The 21469-nt window shown below is 34.2% G+C and carries 13 protein-coding genes and 1 tRNA gene; 11 read left to right on the top strand and 3 right to left on the bottom strand.

Features of this window, described 5'->3' with window-relative positions; all coding sequences use genetic code 11:
• Window positions 1-6: 6 nt before the first annotated feature.
• Complete coding sequence (locus PW52_RS10120; RefSeq protein ID WP_044632826.1) at window positions 7-780, bottom strand: hypothetical protein; 774 nt, start codon at window positions 778-780, stop codon at window positions 7-9.
• A gap of 160 nt (window positions 781-940) precedes the next feature.
• On the opposite strand from PW52_RS10120, the gene PW52_RS10115 reads away from it, so the two are divergent.
• From PW52_RS10115 to PW52_RS10105, 3 genes are all read left to right on the top strand, one after another.
• A complete protein-coding gene (locus PW52_RS10115) occupies window positions 941-1810 on the top strand; it encodes a GLPGLI family protein (protein WP_044632825.1) in 870 nt (289 codons plus the stop codon).
• A 28-nt stretch (window positions 1811-1838) separates the two neighbouring features.
• On the top strand, window positions 1839-4610 hold the full coding sequence (locus PW52_RS10110) for a TonB-dependent receptor (RefSeq protein WP_044632824.1): 2772 nt from the start codon (window positions 1839-1841) through the stop codon (window positions 4608-4610).
• Window positions 4611-4740: 130 nt separating this feature from the next.
• Window positions 4741-4822: transfer RNA gene (locus PW52_RS10105), tRNA-Tyr, on the top strand.
• Window positions 4823-4955: 133 nt separating this feature from the next.
• Here PW52_RS10105 and metK read toward each other — a convergent pair.
• Window positions 4956-6209, bottom strand: a complete 1254-nt coding sequence (gene metK / locus PW52_RS10100; RefSeq protein WP_044632823.1) for a methionine adenosyltransferase — start codon at window positions 6207-6209, stop codon at window positions 4956-4958.
• Between the two features lie 643 nt (window positions 6210-6852).
• On the opposite strand from metK, the gene ilvD reads away from it, so the two are divergent.
• From ilvD to PW52_RS10060, 8 genes are all read left to right on the top strand, one after another.
• Window positions 6853-8538, top strand: a complete 1686-nt coding sequence (gene ilvD, locus PW52_RS10095; RefSeq protein WP_044632822.1) for a dihydroxy-acid dehydratase — start codon at window positions 6853-6855, stop codon at window positions 8536-8538.
• Between the two features lie 58 nt (window positions 8539-8596).
• Window positions 8597-10330, top strand: coding sequence for a biosynthetic-type acetolactate synthase large subunit (gene ilvB, locus PW52_RS10090; RefSeq protein ID WP_044632821.1), 1734 nt, complete (start codon window positions 8597-8599; stop codon window positions 10328-10330).
• A gap of 12 nt (window positions 10331-10342) precedes the next feature.
• A complete protein-coding gene (gene ilvN, locus PW52_RS10085) occupies window positions 10343-10873 on the top strand; it encodes an acetolactate synthase small subunit (RefSeq protein WP_044632820.1) in 531 nt (176 codons plus the stop codon).
• Window positions 10874-10896: 23 nt separating this feature from the next.
• On the top strand, window positions 10897-12372 hold the full coding sequence (ilvC, locus tag PW52_RS10080; protein WP_044632819.1) for a ketol-acid reductoisomerase: 1476 nt from the start codon (window positions 10897-10899) through the stop codon (window positions 12370-12372).
• A 99-nt stretch (window positions 12373-12471) separates the two neighbouring features.
• Window positions 12472-13734: a threonine ammonia-lyase IlvA gene (gene ilvA, locus PW52_RS10075; RefSeq protein WP_044632818.1), complete on the top strand. Its 1263-nt coding sequence runs from the start codon at window positions 12472-12474 to the stop codon at window positions 13732-13734.
• Between the two features lie 176 nt (window positions 13735-13910).
• A complete protein-coding gene (locus tag PW52_RS10070) occupies window positions 13911-15503 on the top strand; it encodes an NADP-dependent glyceraldehyde-3-phosphate dehydrogenase (RefSeq protein ID WP_044632817.1) in 1593 nt (530 codons plus the stop codon).
• A gap of 134 nt (window positions 15504-15637) precedes the next feature.
• Window positions 15638-16159, top strand: a complete 522-nt coding sequence (gene azu, locus PW52_RS10065) for an azurin (RefSeq protein WP_044632924.1) — start codon at window positions 15638-15640, stop codon at window positions 16157-16159.
• A gap of 88 nt (window positions 16160-16247) precedes the next feature.
• Window positions 16248-18491 carry a DUF7133 domain-containing protein gene (locus PW52_RS10060; RefSeq protein WP_052823455.1) on the top strand — a complete coding sequence of 748 codons (2244 nt, stop codon included), beginning with the start codon at window positions 16248-16250 and terminating at the stop codon, window positions 18489-18491.
• Window positions 18492-18587: 96 nt separating this feature from the next.
• Here the strand turns inward: PW52_RS10060 and PW52_RS10055 are convergent, their stop codons facing one another.
• On the bottom strand, window positions 18588-21395 hold the full coding sequence (locus PW52_RS10055) for a TonB-dependent receptor (RefSeq protein ID WP_044632816.1): 2808 nt from the start codon (window positions 21393-21395) through the stop codon (window positions 18588-18590).
• Between the last annotated feature and the right edge of the window lie 74 nt (window positions 21396-21469).

The raw sequence follows: 21469 nt of genomic DNA, 5'->3' as shown, positions 1-21469 counted from the left end.
AGTAAGTTAAATTTTTAATTGGAATTCTTGCAAGCTTTCGTTGTTGTAAATATACAAGCTTTCGTTAGTTACAAAAAACTGTTTTATTTTTAAGTTCGAGGTTTGTATTGGTTGTGCAAAAGTGCTGTTTTCTTCTAAAAAAAACAACTCATTATCTTTTTTTAAAATGATATTTTCATTGCTTTGAGCTATTTTAGTATAACCTTCATTATCTATTTTTTTTATTAGGCTACCGAAATAATTATAAACGTATAAATAGTTTTTGGTTAGTAACCAGCAGTAATTATAGTTGCTTTCAATATCTAGAACCTCACTCTGTATTGGTCTTGTTTGAGCTTTCACTTTGTTCGTCTTGTAATTATAAAGTTCTAGATTTTGTAGGTCTTGATTAAAAACCCAAATGGTATTATCGAAGGCTGTAGAAATATGGGTTATTGTTCTGTAGGGGTGTAAGGAGTTAAAATCTATTTTAAAAATTTCGGCTAGTCTATTATCTAAAATAACGACAGTATTAAAATCTTTATAAAATAAATTAATTTTTAAGGGGTTAAAAGTATTGGCATCAGCAAGTTCTCCAAGCTGAATGTTATTGTATGAGGTTTTACGGTCTTTACTATCTACATAAAAAACATTTTCTTTTTTATAGAACACATTTTTAAAATTATCTATACTAAAAATAATATCAGCTTTAAAAGGGATGCTTTTAGTAAATTTCGTTTCAATATTCTGAGAGAAAACTGAAAATGAAAAAGATATAAATATATACAAGCAATGTTTCATAAAATCGAATTGTAAAATACAAAATGATATAAACTTTTAGGGTTTATATTTATTTATTTTTTTAAGAATCATTTAACGTTTTAAGGTTAAACCTAGTTAAATAATAATAGTCTAATGATATGAATAATTTAAATTTACGCCGTAATTAAAACGCGATTTTATGAAACTTAATTTACAAAAAACATTTTTTGCCAGTTTAATATTACTGGTTTCCTCCTTTACGTGGGCTCAAACCGATTTTCAGGGCGTTGCTCATTATATGTCTAAAACTAGTATTGATACCGAAAACTTCGGTCGACCAGATATGAGTGAAGAACAAAAAAAGCGTATTGCAGAACGTATGAAAAGTATGTTCGAGAAAACGTATACACTTACTTTCAATCAAACCGAATCTTTATATAAGGAAGATGAATCTCTTGAAGCTCCGGGTCAAGATCAAGGAGGACGAAGAGGTTTCGGCGCTATGATGAGTAGTAGTTTTACAGGAGGCCCAGAATATAAAAATGTAAAAACAAACCAATTGTTGCAAGAGCAAGAGTTTTTTGGTAAACAGTTTTTAGTTAAAGATGAATTACAAAAATACGAATGGCAAATGACTGGTGAAACCAAGCAAATTGGTCAGTACACTTGTTTTAAAGCAACCGCTACTATACAATCTAACGCCGTGGGTTTTGAAGATTTTAGGCCACCAAGAAGAGGAGAAAACGAAGGCGAAGTAGAAGAAACTAAGCCAAAAGAACCTAAAAGTGTTGATGTAGTTGCGTGGTACACTATGCAAATTCCAGTGAATCAAGGACCAGCAGATTATTGGGGATTACCAGGTTTAATTCTTGAAGTAAATGCAGGTAAAACAACCATATTATGCACAAAAATAGTGGTTAACCCTGAAGAAAAAACAATTATAAAAGCGCCTAAAAAGGGAAAAGAAGTATCTCGCGAAGAGTACAACGAGATTGTACAAAAGAAAACCGAAGAAATACGCAACAATTTTAGTAACCGCAGAGGCGGTGGTCCTGGAGGAAGACGCTAATTTTTGTGCAATTTTACAAAATATACTTATGAAAATTAAACTAACCTTGCTGCTTGTTATGTTAACAGGTTTGGCAACTCACGCCCAAATTAAATTAGAAGGTGTTGTAAAAGATAGTATTGGCAACCCGCTAGAGTTAGCTAATATTGTTGCGATAAATCAGTCTACTAACATTTTAGACGGGTATAGTATTACTACAGATAAAGGGTTTTATAGATTAACCTTAAAAGAAAATACGGCCTATAAATTACAGGTAACCTATATTGGTATGAAGCCTGGAGAAAAATTTATTGAAACATCAACCAATAATCTTATCGAAGATTTTGTATTGCAATACGACAATGCATTAGATGCCGTTGAGCTGGTTTACGAAATGCCTGTTACAGTAAAAGGAGATACCATAATTTATAATGCCGATTCCTTTAAAAATGGTTCCGAGCGAAAACTAGAAGATGTTATTGATAAATTACCGGGTGTTGAAATTAATGACAACGGACAAATAGAGGTTGAAGGTACCGTAGTGCAGAAACTTACCGTAAACGGAAAAGACTTTTTTGATGGCGACTCTAAATTAGCCACCGAAAATATTCCGTCGAATGCTGTAGATAAAATTGAAGTTTTACGAAACTTCTCAGAGGTAAGTCAGTTAAAAGGTGTAGAAAATAATAGTAATAATTACGCCATAAATGTTAAGCTAAAAGAAGGTAAAGAGAATTTTTGGTTTGGCGATGTTACTGTTGGAGGAGGAGTCGCACCATCACCAAACGATGAGTTGTATTTAGTACAGCCAAAGTTGTTTTATTACAACCCAAAATATAGTGTTAACGTAATTGGCGATTTAAATAATATTGGCGAACCTGCCTTAACCAACCGTGAAGTAAGAAACTTTGGTGGTGGTTTTAGAGCTCCGAGTCGCGATAGCGGAACAAGTTTAAGTTTAGGCGATAATGGTTTAAGCGGATTAACGAGTGTTGCTAACTCGCAAAAAGTAGATGCTAAATTAGCAGCAACAAACTTTAGTTATGCACCAATTTCTACACTCGATTTAAGTGGTTTTGTAATTTTTAATAGTACACGACTTAATACACGAAAAGATAGTTTTGTAAGGTATATAAACGCAACTACCGATATTCCCGATGAAACAACAGTTAGTACTGGGCGAGAAGCTTCGGACCAAGGTTTAGTAAAGTTAAGTGCGTTATTTAAGCCCAACGTTAATAACCAAATAGAATACGATGTTTTAGGGAGCTTATCAAAAGACTCCGAAAGACAAATTGAAATATCAGATGTTATTGGTGAAACTAATCAGTTAGATGAAGTTACGCCGTTTAGTTTAAAACAAAATTTAAAATATTATTACACACTTAACGAGAATAATATTTTTGCTTTTGAAGCGCTTCATGTGTTAAAAGATGAAGACCCGTTTTATAATGCGTATTTAGAAAACGACCCAACAAACAATGACGCCAACGATGATAACGATGATAGCACAGAAGAAGATGCTTACGATGAAACCGCAGAACAATTAGGTTTAGTTAGAAGTTTAGATTATTACAATATTGGGCAAGATCAATATGTGAAATCAAACCAGCTTGATGCGAAACTAGATTATTACAATATCTTAAACTCTAAGAGTAACATTAGTTTTACTTTAGGAACCATTTTTAGCCGTCAAGATTACAACTCCAATATTTTTCAATTTTTAGAAAACGATCAGGTTGTTGATGCCTCACCAACATTACAAGATACTGATGGTAACTTGTTGTTAGGTGAAAACGATACACAATACAACTTTAGCGATGTTTATTTAGGTACGCGATACAATTTAAAAATAGGAAAATTTACGTTTCGTCCAGGACTATCTTTGCATGCTTACGGTAATCAAAACATTCAATTTGGCGATACTTACGAAGATAATTTCTTCCGTATTTTACCAGAATTTGAAACAAGTGTTCAGTTTAAAAAGTCCGAAAGTCTTCAGTTTAACTACCGCATGAGTAACCAGTTTACCGATGTTACAAATATAGCTAGAGGCTTGGTGTTAAATAGTTTCGATAATTTATCATATGGTAACCCAACTTTACAAAACGGGTTAGCACATAATTTAACCTTGCGTTACCGTAGTTTTAATTTGTTTAACTACACCAATGTTTTTGCAACGGTAAATTATTCCAAAAATATCGATCAAATTCGCTCTACGGCATTTTTTAATAATGTAATTAGTACGAATTCTTATTTTAACTCTCAGTTTGCCGACGAGTCGTTATCGGCTAGCGGACGCTGGCAACGTACCTTTGGTAAAATACGAACAGGCTTAAGTGCAAATTATAATTATAGTTTGCAAAACCAATTTATTGAAGATGTACAATCTGTAAATAAAACGTTTTCACAAACCTATCGTCCAGAAATTAGAACTAATTTTAGTAACGCTCCAAACGTTAGGTTGCGCTATACTTACTCAATTAGTAATACAGACCAAGGAACAAGAACAACAAAAATTATTAGAAATGCTCCATCAATAAGTTTTGATGCTTATATATGGAAATCGATAACATTTGTAACCGATTATTCTTATACAAACCAAGATGTTGATGGCGAATCTGATTCTTTTCAAAGTTGGGATGCTGGTTTAGCTTACAGAAACAATGAAGATTCACATTGGGAATTCGAGCTAAAAGCGAGTAACTTACTTAATATTGATGCAAATATTAATAACAATGTTGGTACCTTTTCGGTGTCGAACTCATCTACATACATTTTACCCCGATTTGTAACCTTTAGAGTAATTTATAGTTTATAAAGGAGTAAAAAACACTCAAGTAAAAAAGGAAGTTTCTATAGTAAAAAGGAAACTTCTTTTTTTTATTTAATATTTTGATTGTAAAATTTTGTAGATAAAAAGAAGCGTAATATATTTGCGCTCGGTTTTTGGGAAGATACTCAAGCGGCCAACGAGGGCAGACTGTAAATCTGCTGACTATGTCTTCGCAGGTTCGAATCCTGCTCTTCCCACATAAAAGCGAAAAGTCTGCACGAAGGTGCAGACTTTTTTTATTACTGAAATATACGAAGCCGTTTTCAAAATTTTTCAAAAAAAACAGTTCGTAATGAGTTGCTTTTTTTGTAATTCTCGCTTATATTTTTACTAAAGTCCAAAGGATTTTTTTACTTTATCAACATAATCAAGTTTTTCCCAAGTAAACAGTTCTACGTCAAGTGTAACACTTTCTCCATTAGGTTGTTTAAAGGTTTTGGTAACAGTTTCATTTTTTCGTCCCATGTGTCCATATGCTGCAGTTTCGCTGTACATTGGTGAGCGTAGTTTTAAGCGCTCTTCGATAGCAAATGGTCGCATGTCGAAAATATCGCTTACTTTTTGTGCAATTTCTCCATCTGTCATATTAAATGGGCAAGTACCATAGGTGTCAATAAAAATTCCCATCGGTTCTACAACACCAATAGCATAACTTACTTGTACTAAAACTTCATCGGCAACACCAGCAGCCACTAAGTTTTTGGCAATGTGGCGCGTGGCATAAGCAGCACTACGGTCTACTTTACTTGGGTCTTTTCCAGAGAAAGCTCCGCCACCATGAGCGCCTTTGCCTCCGTAGGTGTCTACAATAATTTTACGACCTGTTAAGCCAGTATCGCCATGCGGTCCTCCAATAACAAACTTGCCTGTTGGGTTAATGTGATATGTAATGTCGTTGTTAAATAAAGCTTGAGTAGCTGCAGGTAATTTTGCAACAACACGAGGTATTAAAATTTCAATAATATCGCGTCTTATTTTTGCAAGCATTGCTTCATCTTCATCAAAATCATCATGTTGTGTCGAAACCACGATAGCATCAATGCGTTGCGGAATGTTGTCGTCGCTATATTCAATAGTAACTTGACTTTTACTGTCTGGTCTTAAATAGGTAATGTCTTTGTTTTCTCTGCGTAATTCGGCAAGTTCGGTTAAAATACGATGCGATAAATCTAGTGCCAAAGGCATAAAATTCTCGGTTTCGTTGGTTGCGTAACCAAACATCATACCTTGATCGCCTGCACCTTGAAGCTCTTTGCTTCCGCGGTCTACGCCTTGGTTAATTTCATCACTTTGTTCATGAATTGCAGATAAAACACCGCAAGAATTACCATCGAACATGTATTCACCTTTGGTGTAACCAATTTTATTAATAGTGTCGCGAGCAATTTGCTGTACATCTAAATAAGTTTTCGAGCGTACTTCACCGGCAAGTATTACTTGTCCGGTAGTAACAAGCGTTTCACATGCTACTTTAGAATCTATATCAAATGCTAAAAAATTATCAATTAATGCATCACTAATTTGATCTGCTACCTTATCTGGGTGGCCTTCAGAAACACTTTCCGAAGTAAATAAATAAGCCATAAAATGTATTTTAATAGAAATTGATTTGACGGAAAACGTCAAGGTAGTTTACACTGCCTTTAGCATTTTTATATTTATGTTGAACTTATTAAGCACATCTTTTAAAAGATTATGAAAGTTCAATATAAAAAGAGGTTGCAATCAGTCAAATCTTTCCTCTGTTATTTGTGGCGCAAAATTATAAAAATAAAAGAAAATCAAAACCATTTTTCTTTTTTTTATGAAAAAATTGGTACTTTAAAATAAATTGCAAATATTTGTTTCATTAAAAATGAGAAATAACCTTTTAAATATCGTTTTAATTGTTGTCGTTGTGATTTTTTCACAAGGATAGGGAATGGTATTTTCAAATATAAAAGTTTTATAAAGCCTTCCTGAAACGGAGGGTTTTTTTATATGTTTTTTTTAAGTTCTTGGACATCATAAAATAATATATTTAAAAACCTGTAAATGAGCATGTTATTTGATTATTTTTGATTGTGAATTTAAACTAAGAAAAGATAGAAAAATATTAAGAATAGCGTAAAAAACTAATTTCGAACCATATTATGTCTTTTTTTAAGTAAAATTTAAATTAGAAAGCTAAAAATTAAATAATTACAAGTAAATTAAGATAAAGAATAAAATTTTCTGTAAATAAACAATGAAAGAATTAAATAAGCACAGTAAACGATTAACTCAAGACGAATCGCAACCCGCATCGCAAGCTATGTTATATGCTGTCGGTTTAACCGATGAAGACATGCGTAAAGCTCAAGTTGGTATTGCAAGTACTGGGTACGATGGTAACCCTTGTAACATGCATTTAAACCGACTTAAAGACGAGGTGAAATTAGAATGTAAAATAGCTAATTTAGTAGGTTTAGGCTTTAATACTATTGGTGTAAGCGATGGTATTTCTATGGGAACTTCGGGAATGAACTATTCTTTGGCTTCTAGAGATATTATTGCCGATTCTATTGAAACTGTAATGAATGCACAAAGTTACGATGCGTTAATTTCTATTGTTGGCTGTGATAAAAATATGCCAGGAGCTGTAATAGCTATGTTGCGATTAAATCGTCCGTCTATTATGATGTATGGTGGTACCATTGCTTCTGGAAACTATAAAGGGAGAAAACTTAATATTGTTTCTGCTTTTGAAGCTTTAGGGCAAAAGGTAGCTGGTGAAATTGAAGAAGACGAATATAGAGAAATTATTCGTCGTGCTATTCCAGGAGCAGGAGCATGTGGTGGTATGTATACTGCAAACACTATGGCTTCGGCAATAGAGTGTATGGGCTTTGCTTTACCTTATAATTCATCTATTCCTGCAGAAAATCCTAATAAATTATCGGAAAGCGAGCGCCATGCGAGAGCAATTAAAAATTTATTAGAGCTAGATTTAAAACCTTTAGATATTATTTCTAAAAAATCTATAGAAAATGCCATTGCTTTAGTAAATGCTTTAGGCGGGTCAACCAATGCAGTACTTCACTTTTTAGCTATTGCGCATGCTGCAGATATAGAGTTTACTTTAGAAGATTTTCAGCGTGTAAGCGACAGAACTCCTTTAATAGCAGATTTAAAACCTAGTGGAAAATACCTAATGGAAGATGTTCACGGTATTGGTGGTACACCAGCAGTAATGAAATATCTTTTAGATAATGGTTATCTGCACGGAGATTGCATGACAGTTACAGGAAAAACTTTAGCTGAAAATTTAAAAGATGTTGAGCCATTAGAGTTTGAAGAAGATAGTCAAGATGTGATTTTCCCAACAGATAAGGCCTTGAAATCTTCAGGAAATCTACAAATTCTTTACGGAAACCTTGCCTCAGAAGGAGCTGTAGCAAAAATCTCAGGAAAAGAAGGGTTGGTTTTCGAAGGGAAAGCAGTGGTTTACGATGGTGAACAAGCCGCTAATACAGGAATTTCTAATGGCGAAGTAGAGCGTGGCGATGTCGTCGTTATCCGCTATGTGGGTCCAAAAGGAGGTCCAGGTATGCCAGAAATGCTTAAGCCAACATCATTAATTATGGGAGCTGGTTTAGGTAAATCTGTAGCATTAATTACCGATGGACGTTTCTCTGGAGGTACTCATGGTTTTGTGGTTGGGCATATTACACCAGAAGCACAAACTGGCGGTACAATAGGTTTGTTAAAAACTGGAGACAAAATTAGAATTAGTGCAGAAGACAATTCTATTAACGTTTTAATTTCAGATGAAGAATTAGCCGAAAGAAAGGCGAAATGGAGAGCTCCAGAACTAAAACATAAAAAAGGAATTTTATACAAGTACGCAAAATCGGTAGCATCGGCTTCAAAAGGCTGTGTAACCGACGCATAAAAAGTTATTTCGTGTCGCCCTAAGCACTGTCAAAGGGTCTCATTATAAATTTGAGGATATGGATACACAAACAATAAAACAAAATAAAAACGTGGCAGAAACAACAGAACGCATCACCGGAAGCGAAGCCGTAATAAGATGCTTAATAGAAGAGGGTGTAGATGTACTTTACGGATATCCTGGAGGTGCAATTATGCCTGTTTACGACGAAATTTATAAATATCAAGGAAAAATTCATCATGTACTTACGCGTCACGAACAAGGAGCAGCTCATGCCGCTCAAGGTTACGCGCGTATTTCTGGTAAAGTTGGTGTAGCTATGGCAACATCTGGGCCTGGAGCAACTAATTTAGTAACAGGAATTGCAGATGCTCAAATAGATTCAACACCGTTAGTTTGTATTACAGGGCAAGTGTTTTCACACTTATTAGGTAGTGATGCTTTTCAAGAAACAGATATCGTTGGTATTTCTACGCCAGTAACTAAGTGGAATTGCCAAATTACTAAAGCTTCAGAAATACCTGAGGTTTTAGCAAAAGCTTTTTACATTGCTAAAAGTGGTCGTCCAGGACCAGTTTTAATCGATATTACTAAAGATGCTCAAGTTTCCGAACTTGATTTTCAATATAAAAAATGTACTGGAATCCGCAGTTATATTGCTGTGCCAAAAACTAAGCCAGAGGCTGTAAAAGCAGCAGCAGACTTAATTAATAATGCCAAAAAACCAATGATTGTTTGGGGTCAAGGTATTATTTTAGGTGAAGCCGAAAACGAACTTAAAGCGGTTATGGAAAAAGCAGGAATTCCTTCGGCTTGGACTATTTTAGGAGCTTCGGCTGTACCAACATCTCACCCTTTAAATATTGGTATGGTTGGTATGCATGGTAATTATGCGCCTAATAAATTAACTAACGAGTGCGATGTGTTAATTGCTATTGGTATGCGTTTCGACGATCGTGTTACTGGTAATTTAGCAACTTATGCCAAACAGGCAAAAATTATTCATTTTGATATAGATCCAGCTGAGATCGATAAAAATGTAAAAACAGATGTTGCGGTAATTGGAGATGCTAAAGATAGTTTAGCGCAACTTTTACCACTTTTAAACCAAACGAAGCACGATGCTTGGTTGCAAGAGTTTAAAGCCTTATACCAAATAGAGTTCGAAAAAGTTATTAAGCACGATATTCATCCAGAAAAAGAAGGCTTAACAATGGGCGAGGTATTAAAGCAAATAAATATTGAATCTGAAGGTAAAGCCGCAATAGTGTCAGATGTTGGACAACATCAAATGATTGCTTGTCGTTATGCCGATTTTAATGTAACAAAAAGTAATATTACATCTGGTGGCTTAGGAACTATGGGATTTGCCTTACCAGCAGCTATTGGAGCTAAAATGGCAGCGCCAGAGCGCGAAGTTGTAGCTATAATTGGTGATGGTGGTTACCAAATGAATATTCAAGAATTGGGTACTATTTTTCAACAACAAGTACCAGTGAAAATTGTGGTTTTAAACAACGAGTTTTTGGGCATGGTGCGCCAGTGGCAACAACTGTTTTTCGATAAACGTTATGCATCAACCGAAATGGTAAATCCAGATTTTATAACCATTGCTAAAGGCTATCATATTGAAGCTAAAAAGGTTGTGAAACGTGAAGAATTGGCCGATGCCGTTAAGGAAATGATTGCCTCTAAAAAATCGTATTTCTTAGAAGTGTGTGTAGAAAAAGAAGATAATGTATTCCCTATGATTCCAACTGGAGCATCGGTTTCAGATGTTCGTTTAAGCTAAAATCTTATAAAAATGAGTGAAGATATAAAATCATATACCATATCAATATACACCGAAAATAACATCGGGTTATTAAATCGTATTTCAGCAATTTTTCAACGCAGACATATCAATATAGAAAGTTTAACAACTTCACAATCTGAAATTGAAGGCGTTAATCGTTTTGTTATTGTGGTAAACATTTGTGAAAATCAGGCTAAGAAAATTGTTGGGCAATTTGAAAAACAAATAGAAGTTATTAAGGCATATTATCATACTGAAGACGAAACCATTTTTACCGAGTCTTGTATGTTTAAAATAAAGTCCGAATTACTTTTTGAAGAACCTCAAATTCAAAATATAATTAAAGAAAGCAACACCAGAATTGTAACGGTAAACAAAGAGTTTTTTGTTTTAGAAAAATCTGGAAGACGCCATGAAATTGAAGCCTTACGCCGCGATTTAAACGTATTTGGTATTATGCAGTTTGTGCGTTCTGGACGTATTGCTGTTACAAAAGATGAAATGAGAATAACAGAAATGCTAGCAGCATTTAATAATTAATAAACAACAACTAGAAAAATAAAATGGGAAATTATTTTAACACACTATCATTAAGAGATAAAATCGATCAATTATCGAAGTGTAGATTTATGGACGCTTCAGAATTTGAAGATGGTGTAGAAGCATTAAAACGAAAGAAAATTGTTATTGTTGGTTGCGGTGCTCAAGGGCTTAACCAAGGTTTAAACATGAGAGATTCTGGTTTAGATATTTCTTATGCTTTAAGGCCAAAAGCTATTGAAGAAAAGCGTCAGTCTTTTGTAAATGCTACAGAAAACGGATTTACTGTGGGTACTTACGAAGAGTTAATTCCAACTGCCGATTTAGTTTTAAACTTAACTCCAGATAAGCAGCATACAAATGTTGTAAACGCTGTTATGCCTTTAATGAAAAATGGAGCTACGTTAAGTTATTCTCATGGTTTTAATATTGTTGAAGAAGGAACTCAAATTCGTGAAGACATCACTGTAATTATGGTAGCGCCTAAGTGTCCAGGTTCAGAGGTTCGCGAAGAATATAAAAGAGGTTTTGGTGTGCCAACATTAATTGCGGTTCACCCAGAAAACGATCCAGAAGGAAAAGGTTGGGCTCAAGCTAAAGCCTATGCAGCTGCAACTGGAGGAGATAGAGCAGGTGTTTTAGAGTCATCTTTTGTTGCCGAAGTAAAAAGTGATTTAATGGGAGAGCAAACCATTTTATGTGGTTTATTACAAACAGGATCTATCCTTTGTTTCGATAAAATGATTGAAAAAGGAATTGATGCTGGTTATGCTTCTAAATTAATTCAATTTGGTTGGGAAACTATTACCGAAGGTTTAAAATACGGTGGTATTACAAACATGATGGATAGATTATCTAACCCAGCTAAAATTAAAGCGTTTGAATTATCTGAAGAATTAAAAGATATCATGCGTCCGTTATTCCAAAAACATATGGATGATATTATGGAAGGGCGTTTCTCTAGCGGCATGATGGAAGATTGGGCAAACGGAGATGAGAAACTATTAGGATGGAGAGCTGAAACTGCTGAAACTGCATTCGAAAAAACTCCAGCTGGAGATGTTGAAATTTCTGAACAAGAATTTTACGATAACGGTGTATTAATGGTAGCTATGGTGAAAGCAGGTGTTGAATTAGCTTTTGAAGCTATGACAGATTCTGGAATCATCGACGAGTCTGCTTATTACGAGTCGTTACACGAAACTCCACTTATTGCAAACACTATTGCAAGACGTAAATTATACGAAATGAACAGTGTTATTTCTGATACTGCAGAATACGGATGTTATTTATTCGATCATGCTTGTAAGCCTTTATTAGCAGATTTCATGACTAAAATTGATACAGACGTAATTGGTAAGCCATTCGCAAAAGATAATGGTGAAGGTGTAGATAATGCTAAATTAATTGCTGTTAATAAAGCATTAAGAGAACACCCAGTTGAAAAAATTGGTGAATTCTTAAGAGCATCTATGACGGCTATGAAACCAATCGTGTAAATACAAAACACATATAGTTTTACCGAAACCTCAAGATGCATTCTTGAGGTTTCTTTTTTAATTATTATTTTCGCTTTAATAGTATAAACCGCTTTAAATATGAGTACGGAAACCACTTATTTTCCAAGTTTAGAAAACATTAAACAAGCAGCAGCCAATATTAAAAAAGTATCGGCAATTACGCCTTTAAGTCCGAGTTTAAGATATTCAAAACAGTTTCAAGCTAATATTATGCTTAAGCGCGAAGATTTACAACAGGTACGCTCGTATAAAATTCGTGGTGCTTACAATAAAATAAGTTCGTTAACCTCAGAGCAATCTAAAAATGGTGTAGTTTGTGCAAGTGCTGGTAATCATGCCCAAGGTGTGGCCTTGTCTTGTAAGTTGTTAAAAATTCATGGCACCATTTTTATGCCAGCTCCAACTCCCAAACAAAAAGTGGAACAGGTAAAAATGTTTGGAGAAGATTTTATTGAAATTAAACTTATTGGAGATACGTTTGATGATGCTAATGCAGCAGCAACAAAAGAGTGTAACGAAAAACAAAAAACCTTTATTCATCCGTTTAACGATCCTAAGGTTATTGAAGGCCAAGGAACCATTGGGCTTGAAATTATAGAACAAGCAACACAACCAATAGATTATGTGTTTCTTGCAGTTGGAGGAGGTGGTTTAGCGTCTGGATTATCTTCAGTATTTAAAAAATTATCACCAAACACTAAAATTATAGGAGTTGAGCCTGAAGGCGCACCTTCTATGAAAACTTCTATAAAAAATAATAAAAATACCGAGTTAGATTATATAGATAAGTTTATTGATGGTGCAGCAGTAAAACGCGTTGGGGATCTAACGTTTTCTATTTGTAAAGAAAATTTGCATAATATGATAACGGTTCCGGAAGGTAAGGTTTGCGAAACTATTTTAGAGCTTTATAATAAAGACGCTATTGTTGTTGAACCTGCTGGAGCTTTAAGTATTTCTGCACTCGATTTTTATGCTGAAGAAATAAAAAATAAAAATGTAGTTTGTATTGTTAGCGGAAGCAATAACGATATAACCAGAACTGCAGAAATTAAAGAACGTGCTTTACTATATGCTAATTTAAAGCATTATTTTATAGTGAAATTTCCGCAACGAGCCGGTGCTTTACGCGAATTTGTAGTTGATATTCTTGGGCCAGAAGACGATATTACCTTTTTTGAGTATGCCAAAAAAACAAACCGAGAAAATGGTTCGGCTGTAGTTGGTATTCAATTAAAAGCTTCAAAAGATTTAGAACCACTTATTTCTAAAATGAAAAGTAGAAACTTCTATGGTGATTATTTAAACAATAAACCCGATTTATTTCAGTTTTTAGTGTAATAATTAACTACAAATATTAAACATGTTTTAGCCGAAAACGTTTGCGGTTTTAAAACTTTAAGTAAATCATTTTAATCTGTTAAACTTATCCTATTTTTTAAATAACCCTTTAGTTTTTAAAGAGTTGTTGTTGTTCTTCTTCGTATATTAGTAGTAAACAATTAATCTATTTTAATATGAATATTGTAGCTACAGAAATACCCGAAGCATATAAAATTTCGTCACTGCTTCATCAAAAAACATATTTATCAAACGGAGAATTAAAAACATGGAATGGAGAAACTAGTGAGGTGTATTCAACCATTTCTTCAACAGATGATTATAAACCAACCTTATTAGGTAGTATTCCAACTTTAGGAAAAGCAGAGGCTATGGATGCGCTAGATGCTGCATTGGGAGCTTTTAATAAAGGGCAGGGTTTATGGCCAACAATGAAAGTTGAAGATCGCATAAAATGCATGGAAAAGTTTGTTGAGCAAATGAAAACCAAGCGAGAAGAGGTTGTAAAACTTTTAATGTGGGAAATCGGTAAAAATTTACCGGATTCTGAAAAGGAATTCGATAGAACGGTAGATTATATTTACGATACCATTGAAGATTATAAACAACTCGATCGAGATTCTGCAAAATTTGAAAAACACGATGGTGTTTACGCTCATATTCGTCGTGGCCCATTAGGTACGGTGTTATGTTTAGGGCCTTATAATTATCCGTTAAACGAAACATTTACCTTATTAATTCCTGCATTAATCATGGGGAATACTGTAATATTTAAGCCAGCAAAACATGGTGTTTTACTAATACATCCACTTTTAGAAGCTTTTCAAAATAGCTTTCCAAAAGGAGTTGTAAATATTATTTATGGTCGTGGTCGTGTACTAGCATCTCCAATAATGGAATCTGGTAAAATTGATGTTTTAGCATTAATAGGTAATAGTACCTCTGCAAATGCTTTACAGTCTGCGCATCCAAAAGGAAACAGGTTGCGTATGGTTTTAGGTTTAGAAGCTAAAAATCCGGCAATAATTTTGCCTGATGCCGATTTAGATTTAGCAGTAAACGAGTGTATAGCAGGAACGTTGTCGTTTAACGGCCAGCGCTGTACAGCATTAAAAGTAATTTATGTTCACGAATCTGTTGCAGAAGAGTTTAATAGGCGTTTTTCATATGCCGTCGATCAATTAAAATTTGGAAATCCATGGGAACCAGGAGTGAAGTTAACTCCATTGCCAGAAAAAGATAAACCCGCTTACATTCAGGAATTAATAGACGATGCTAAACAAAACGGAGCAACTATTTTAAATGAAAAAGGAGGAGAAACTACCGAGAATTTTATTTTTCCAGCCGTGTTATATCCTGTAAATAAAAATATGCGCGTATATAAAGAAGAACAATTTGGACCTGTTGTACCTGTAATATCGTTTAAAGACATTCAAGAACCTTTAGATGATATGGCAGAATCCGATTACGGGCAACAAGTAAGTTTGTTTGGTAAAAATGTAAATACTTTAGCACCATTAATCGATACGCTGGTAAATTTAGTATGTCGTGTAAACTTAAATAGTTCTTGTCAACGTGGTCCAGATGTGTATCCATTTACGGGGCGTAAAGATTCAGCTTATGGTACTTTAAGTGTGCATGATGCTTTGCGTTCATTTTCAATAAGAACCTTTGTAGCTTCAAAAGATAATAATTATAACAAAGCTATATTAAATGAACTTTTAGATACTAAAGCTTCAAATTTTATAAGTACAGATTATATTTTGTAAAATAATTTAACATACTTTATGGTTAAAGTGCAATATTTTTCAATGAAAAATACTGCACTTTTTTATGTTTTTTAATATTTATATTTGAAATTGTATATATTATGCTTCATAAACTAAATAGCCAAACTTTTAAAATGAAAACATTAAAATATGTACTCGTTGTTGTTTTTTCATCTGCGTTTTTAATATCCTGCGGTAAAAAGGAAGAGAAAAAGGAAGCGGGTTTTACTTTCGAAAAATCTACAGAACAACCAATAATTAAGTCTAGTACAGAAAGCAATTTACAAAGTGTTGTAATTTCTGGAAATGACCAAATGCAATTCGATACATCAGAAATAAAAGTGCAATCTGGTAAAAAAATAAAGTTAACTCTTAGGCATAAAGGAAAAATGGGAGTTAATATTATGGGGCATAATTTTGTGCTATTAAAACAAGGCGTAAATATTGCTGGTTTTGGTAGAAAGGCGGCTTCAGCCAAAGACAATCAATTTATTCCTAAAGATGCCGAAAACGATGTTATTGCCTTTACAAAGGTTATAGGCGGTGGTGAAACTACATCTATTGAGTTCGATGCTCCTAAACCAGGAACGTACAACTTTATTTGTAGTTTTCCAGGTCATTATGCATTGATGAAAGGTAAATTTATAGTTGAATAATCCTAAAAAGAAACATAAATTATAATTTAAAGGTGATGATTTATTAAATTATTTATATATCATCACTTTTTTTGTAAAAAAGATAAAAATGAAGAAAATAGCAGTTCTACTCTTAATTGGGTTGGCAATGTTTAGTTGTAAGGAAAAAGAATATACGGATATTATTTACGAAAAGCCGGAAATAGTACCCGAAGCACCATCAACTTTTATGTCACCAGAAGAGAGTATGAAAACATTTCACTTACCTAAAGGTTTTAAAGTGGAGCTTGTAGCTAGCGAACCCATGATTAACGAACCAGTAACTATTGCTTGGGACGGAGATGGGCGTATGTTTGTTGCAGAAATGAATACCTACATGCAAGATGTTGATGCTACAGCCGAAAATAAGCCAATTAGTAAAATTAAATTGCTAGAAGATTTAGATGGCGATGGTAAAATGGATAAAAGCACGGTGTTTATTGATAGCCTATTGCTTCCAAGAATGATTTTACCATTAAAAGATGAGCTAATAGTAAATGAAACTTACACTTACGATTTATGGAGTTATAAAGATACTGATGGAGATGGTGTAGCTGATAAAAAACAACGAGTTTATTTCAATCCAAACCGCCGTGGTGGAAATTTAGAACATCAACAAAGCGGATTACTTTGGAACTTAGATAACTGGGTGTATACAACCTATAATCCTATTCGTTTTAAATTTAAAAGTAATGGTGAAGTCGTTGTAGATTCTGTAGAGGTAATGCCTCGTGGACAATGGGGATTAACACAAGATGATTTAGGAATTATGTATTATGCGTCGGCTGGAAGCGAAAATCCAGGGTATGGTTTTCAACAACCTGCAATTTATGGTGATTATAATCCTAAAGGAAGATTTGCGGAAGGTTTTATCGAGCCTTGGCCAATAGTTGGAACTCCCGATGTACAAGGAGGTAAAAAACGTTTACGTCCAGATAATACTTTAAATCATTTTACAGGAGTTGCCGGACAAGAAATTTATCGTGGGCATAAATTACCACCATCGGTTTATGGTGATTTATTTATTCCAGAACCTGTCGGTAGATTAGTTCGTAGAGCAAAAGTTAAAATGGATAGATTTGGTAAACGCGTGCTACATAATGCTTATGATGAAGCTGAATTTATGGCGTCGACCGATTTAAATTTTAGACCAGTGGAAGCTAAAACAGGTCCAGATGGCGCCTTGTATATTGTAGATATGTACCGTGGTATAATTCAAGAAGGAAATTGGACCCGTAAAGGAAGTTTTTTAAGACCAGTAATTGTGCGTAAAGGCCTTGATAAAAATATTGGTAAAGGTAGAATTTATAGAATTGTACATGAAGATATTGAGCCAGATACGAAGCCTAGTTTAACAAATAAAAGTGCTTCAGAGCTAGTAGAATATTTAGCTCATAAAAATGGTTGGTATCGTAATACAGCTCAAAAACTTATTATATTAAAGGATGATAAAACGGTAATTCCAGAATTAAAGGAAGTTGCCTTAGATAATACGTCTTTTTTAGACAATTGGTTTAGTTCAGATAAAGATTTACGTATACAGCGTGTACATGCTTTATGGACACTTGAAGGTATGGGAGTAATCGATAAGGAATTACTTCAAGAGAAATTAAAGGATGAAGATAAACGAGTTCGTATTACAGCAATTCGTTTATGCGAAAATTTATTTAAAGAAGGCGATATTGAAATTTTAGATGACTTAGAAGAATTAATTTACGATCCATCGGTAGAGGTTGTAAATCAACTAGCCTTAAGTTTAAGATTTAGTAAGTATAAAAAGTCTACCGAAATTTTAAACACTTTAAAAGAACGTTTTGAAGCAAACGAAATAATTACACATTCGGTTACCGAAAGTTTAAAGAAAGACGATTCTAAATTAGCTCAATTAAAAGAAAAAATTAAAGGTTATGGCACGGGAACTAAAAATAGTATTTTAGCGGGTTACGATTCTTATAATCAACTATGTATAACCTGTCATGGCCCAGATTTAATGGGTGTTCCAATTGGCACCGATGGTTTAGTTGCACCACCATTAATTGGAAGTGCTCGTGTTAAAGGTGATGTTACTACATTAAGTAGAATATTGCTACATGGGTTAATTGGTCCTATTGAAGGTAAAGAATATGGTATCATGATGCCTTTAAAAGATAATAGCGACCAATGGATTGCCGATGTTTTAACTTATGTGAGAGCCATGAATGGTGAAGGTGGTGTACATCGTAAGTTTGTAAGCAATGCGAGAAGAAAAGCTGGTGATCGAGAAGATTATTGGACAATGGAAGAGTTGATGGATTTAGAGAAAAAAGGAAAATAGATCGTTTTATTCAAATTGATATATTTATAGTTAGTGAAAAAAAACACCTAAGGCGATTGTCTTAGGTGTTTTTGTTTTTATTAAGATGTTTTTTACTTAAAACACATAATTTAATTGTAGCATGGTAGCTCGTGGTAAAATAGGTACCACAACAAAACTGGCGTCGGGATTGGCATCAATATATTCTTGAGTCGCGCCATTGGCATTGGCTCCAAAGGTGTTTGCTCCAAAAAAGTTAGCCAATCCTTCCGAATTAAAAACGTTACTTGCTAGTAAATTAGCTGAAAGATTTTTGCTTATTTTATAGCCAATACCGGCGTTAAATGTACTGTAAGGATCTAACTGAAATGCGTTGGCAACATTACCTTCGCGTTTACCCATGTATTGCCATTTTATAAAAGACGAGAATTTGTTTTTATTAAATTCGGCCGATAAATTAAACATCAATTTAGGGTTAAATGCAAGTTGGTTTCCAGAGTAGTTGGTGGTACTGTCGTCACTGGTGTCTACAGTTCCTGCGGCATCATAAACAGTCCATTTGCTAGCTTTTGGGTTTTGTAAAACACCATTAAAACGAAATGCTAAAATATTAATTGGAGAATAAACACTTTCCCATTCTAATCCAATAGTTCTTGATGTATTGTTTTGTATTGGTGTGTAAAAAATGCTTCCGTTATCGCTATCAAATTCAAAATTTGTGCTTCCAATATTTTTCAATTCACTCCAAAATAAAGTAGTTGTAAACGAGAAATCTTTCAAGCTTGTTTTCAGTCCAAGTTCTATTTGGGTGATATCTTGAATTTCACCTTCAGCATTTACTGGTACATTAGAAAAGTTATTGAAATAATAATTTAACTCCGGTGCTTTATGTCCTTTTGAAAAACGTCCAAACAAGGCCGCATCTTCATTTAATTTATAATTTAATCCGCCAGAATACGATAAATAATTATAAGTAAAATTGAAGGTGTTACGCTCGCCAGTTGGTTGTAAAATATTATTATCGTAAGCTGTGGTTTCATCACCGTCTAAACCACCGGTCGAGGTGTAAGGTTCAAACATGTCGTTGCTTCCTTTGTGTTTTATGCTTTCAAAGCGTAATCCTAAATCTAGAAGTAATGTTTTCGAAATTTGCCAATGGTCATTTGCAAAAACAGCAATTTGACTAATATCGGCTCTACTGTTTGTAAAAAATAAACCGCCATAGTTGCTTACGCCATATTCATCGGATAATGCAATAACAGGATCTTCAGGATTTTCTAAAGTAACTTGTAGCATTCTTGGATTGTTTTCGTAGGTTGAAAACGCAAAACTTCCTTGTGTAAATACCGACGTGTCTGAAAAACCAGAAGCTAAACCAAAGTTTAAATCGTGTGTGGTAAACTCTTTTCTAAAATTAAGCTGTTGCATAATTTCGTTAGCATCGTTGTCTTTATACCATGTTGAGGTTCCCATAACAGCATCGTTTGGCAGTGAGCCACTAATGTATTGCGAACCAGTGCCAGCAAAAATTCCACCGTTATTTATAGTGGCTAATTCGTTTCCTGTTTTGGTGTCTTTAAAAACGAGTTGTCCAACAGGGAAAGGATTGCCGTTACTTACCAAATAATACACGGTAGGATCGCTAATTGATACAAAAGCATTACTTATTGAGGTTTGCCAATTTGCTTCTTTAAAAGAAAATTTAATATTGTTTTTAACCGACCAATTATTGCCTAAATTTTGCTGGAAATCGAAACCAACTGCTAAATCTTTAGCATGGGCGCCTTGAGAGGGGTCGAAGCTATTAGTGGTGTTTAAATTACGGCCATCTGGAATATTGGCTTGAAACTCGGGCATCATTAAAGTGGTGGTATTAAAATCGAAACCAAAAGCAGGTGTTGGGTCGTTCCAATTTGTAGCTGCTACTCCATTATATCGGTTGGTTTTATCGTTTAAATATTTTCCGTAAAGCTTAAAATAGCCTCGAGAATTTTCCTTTAAAAGACTAAATTTAAATTGTCCGCCTTTGCTAAACGTAAAATCGGTATTTCTGGCGCCTTCGTTATGTCGGTAATGACCACCAGCGGTAAAAAACCAATTATCACCAAAGCAGCTAGTAATAAAGGCATCGGTTCTGTAAATAGGGTTGCCGTCTCCTTGAATTCCAGTTTGTGCTTGTATTTCACCCGATAGAGTTTGGCTGTGTTTTTTCGATATAAAGTTGTAAATGCCTCCGGGAGCATTCATAGCAGTAATAGATGCGTTGCCACCTCGCAAAGCTTCTACTTTTTGCGTTGTAATATCTGCTCTGTGAAATAAATCGGATCCATAATACGAGTGTTGCACTAAGCTAACGGGTAATCCATCTTCTTGCAGAGAAACATAATACCATCCTAAATCGTCTTCGGCTGCAGCCGAAATACCTCTAGTGTAAACTCTAGTAAATACTTCGCCTGCCGAGGCATCGGCGAAAGTTCCGGGAATGTTTTGCAGTAAATTTGCCGTACCTTGAGGAACAACTTGTTTTAATGCGTTGGTGTTTAAAGTACTAATAGATGTGCTAGTTTTAATTTGCGGTTTTGGTGTAAAATTACCAGTAACCACAACGGTATGAAGGTTAAGTAAATCGGGTTTTAAGACGTAGTTTTTCGTAAGGTTTTCCGATATGATTAGGTCTTCAATAATAGTTTTATAGCCTAAATGAGAAATGGTTAGGGTATAAGTGTCGTGCGGAACTTTTTTTATTTCAAAAGTACCATTAGAATTGGTTAGTGTAAATAAATTGGTTTTTGCTTTTAAAATTACAGAGGCACCTTCTAGGGGTAAATTGTTAGCGTCTGTTATTTGTCCTTTTATTGTTGCTTGAGAGAAAGCGGCAATTGTATTTATTAATAAAATAAACACAAATAGTTTGGTTTTTAACATTGGTTTTTAAAGAATTTTTTTGTTGGAATGGTTTTAGATTTTGATCAAATTTATAAAATTTATTTCCCTTTTTT

The sequence above is a fragment of the Neotamlana sedimentorum genome (genome assembly GCF_000943565.1).
Lineage (GTDB): Bacteria > Bacteroidota > Bacteroidia > Flavobacteriales > Flavobacteriaceae > Neotamlana > Neotamlana sedimentorum.
The sequence above is the reverse complement of the archived record's forward strand: the minus strand, read 5'-3'. Positions and strand labels throughout refer to the sequence as shown.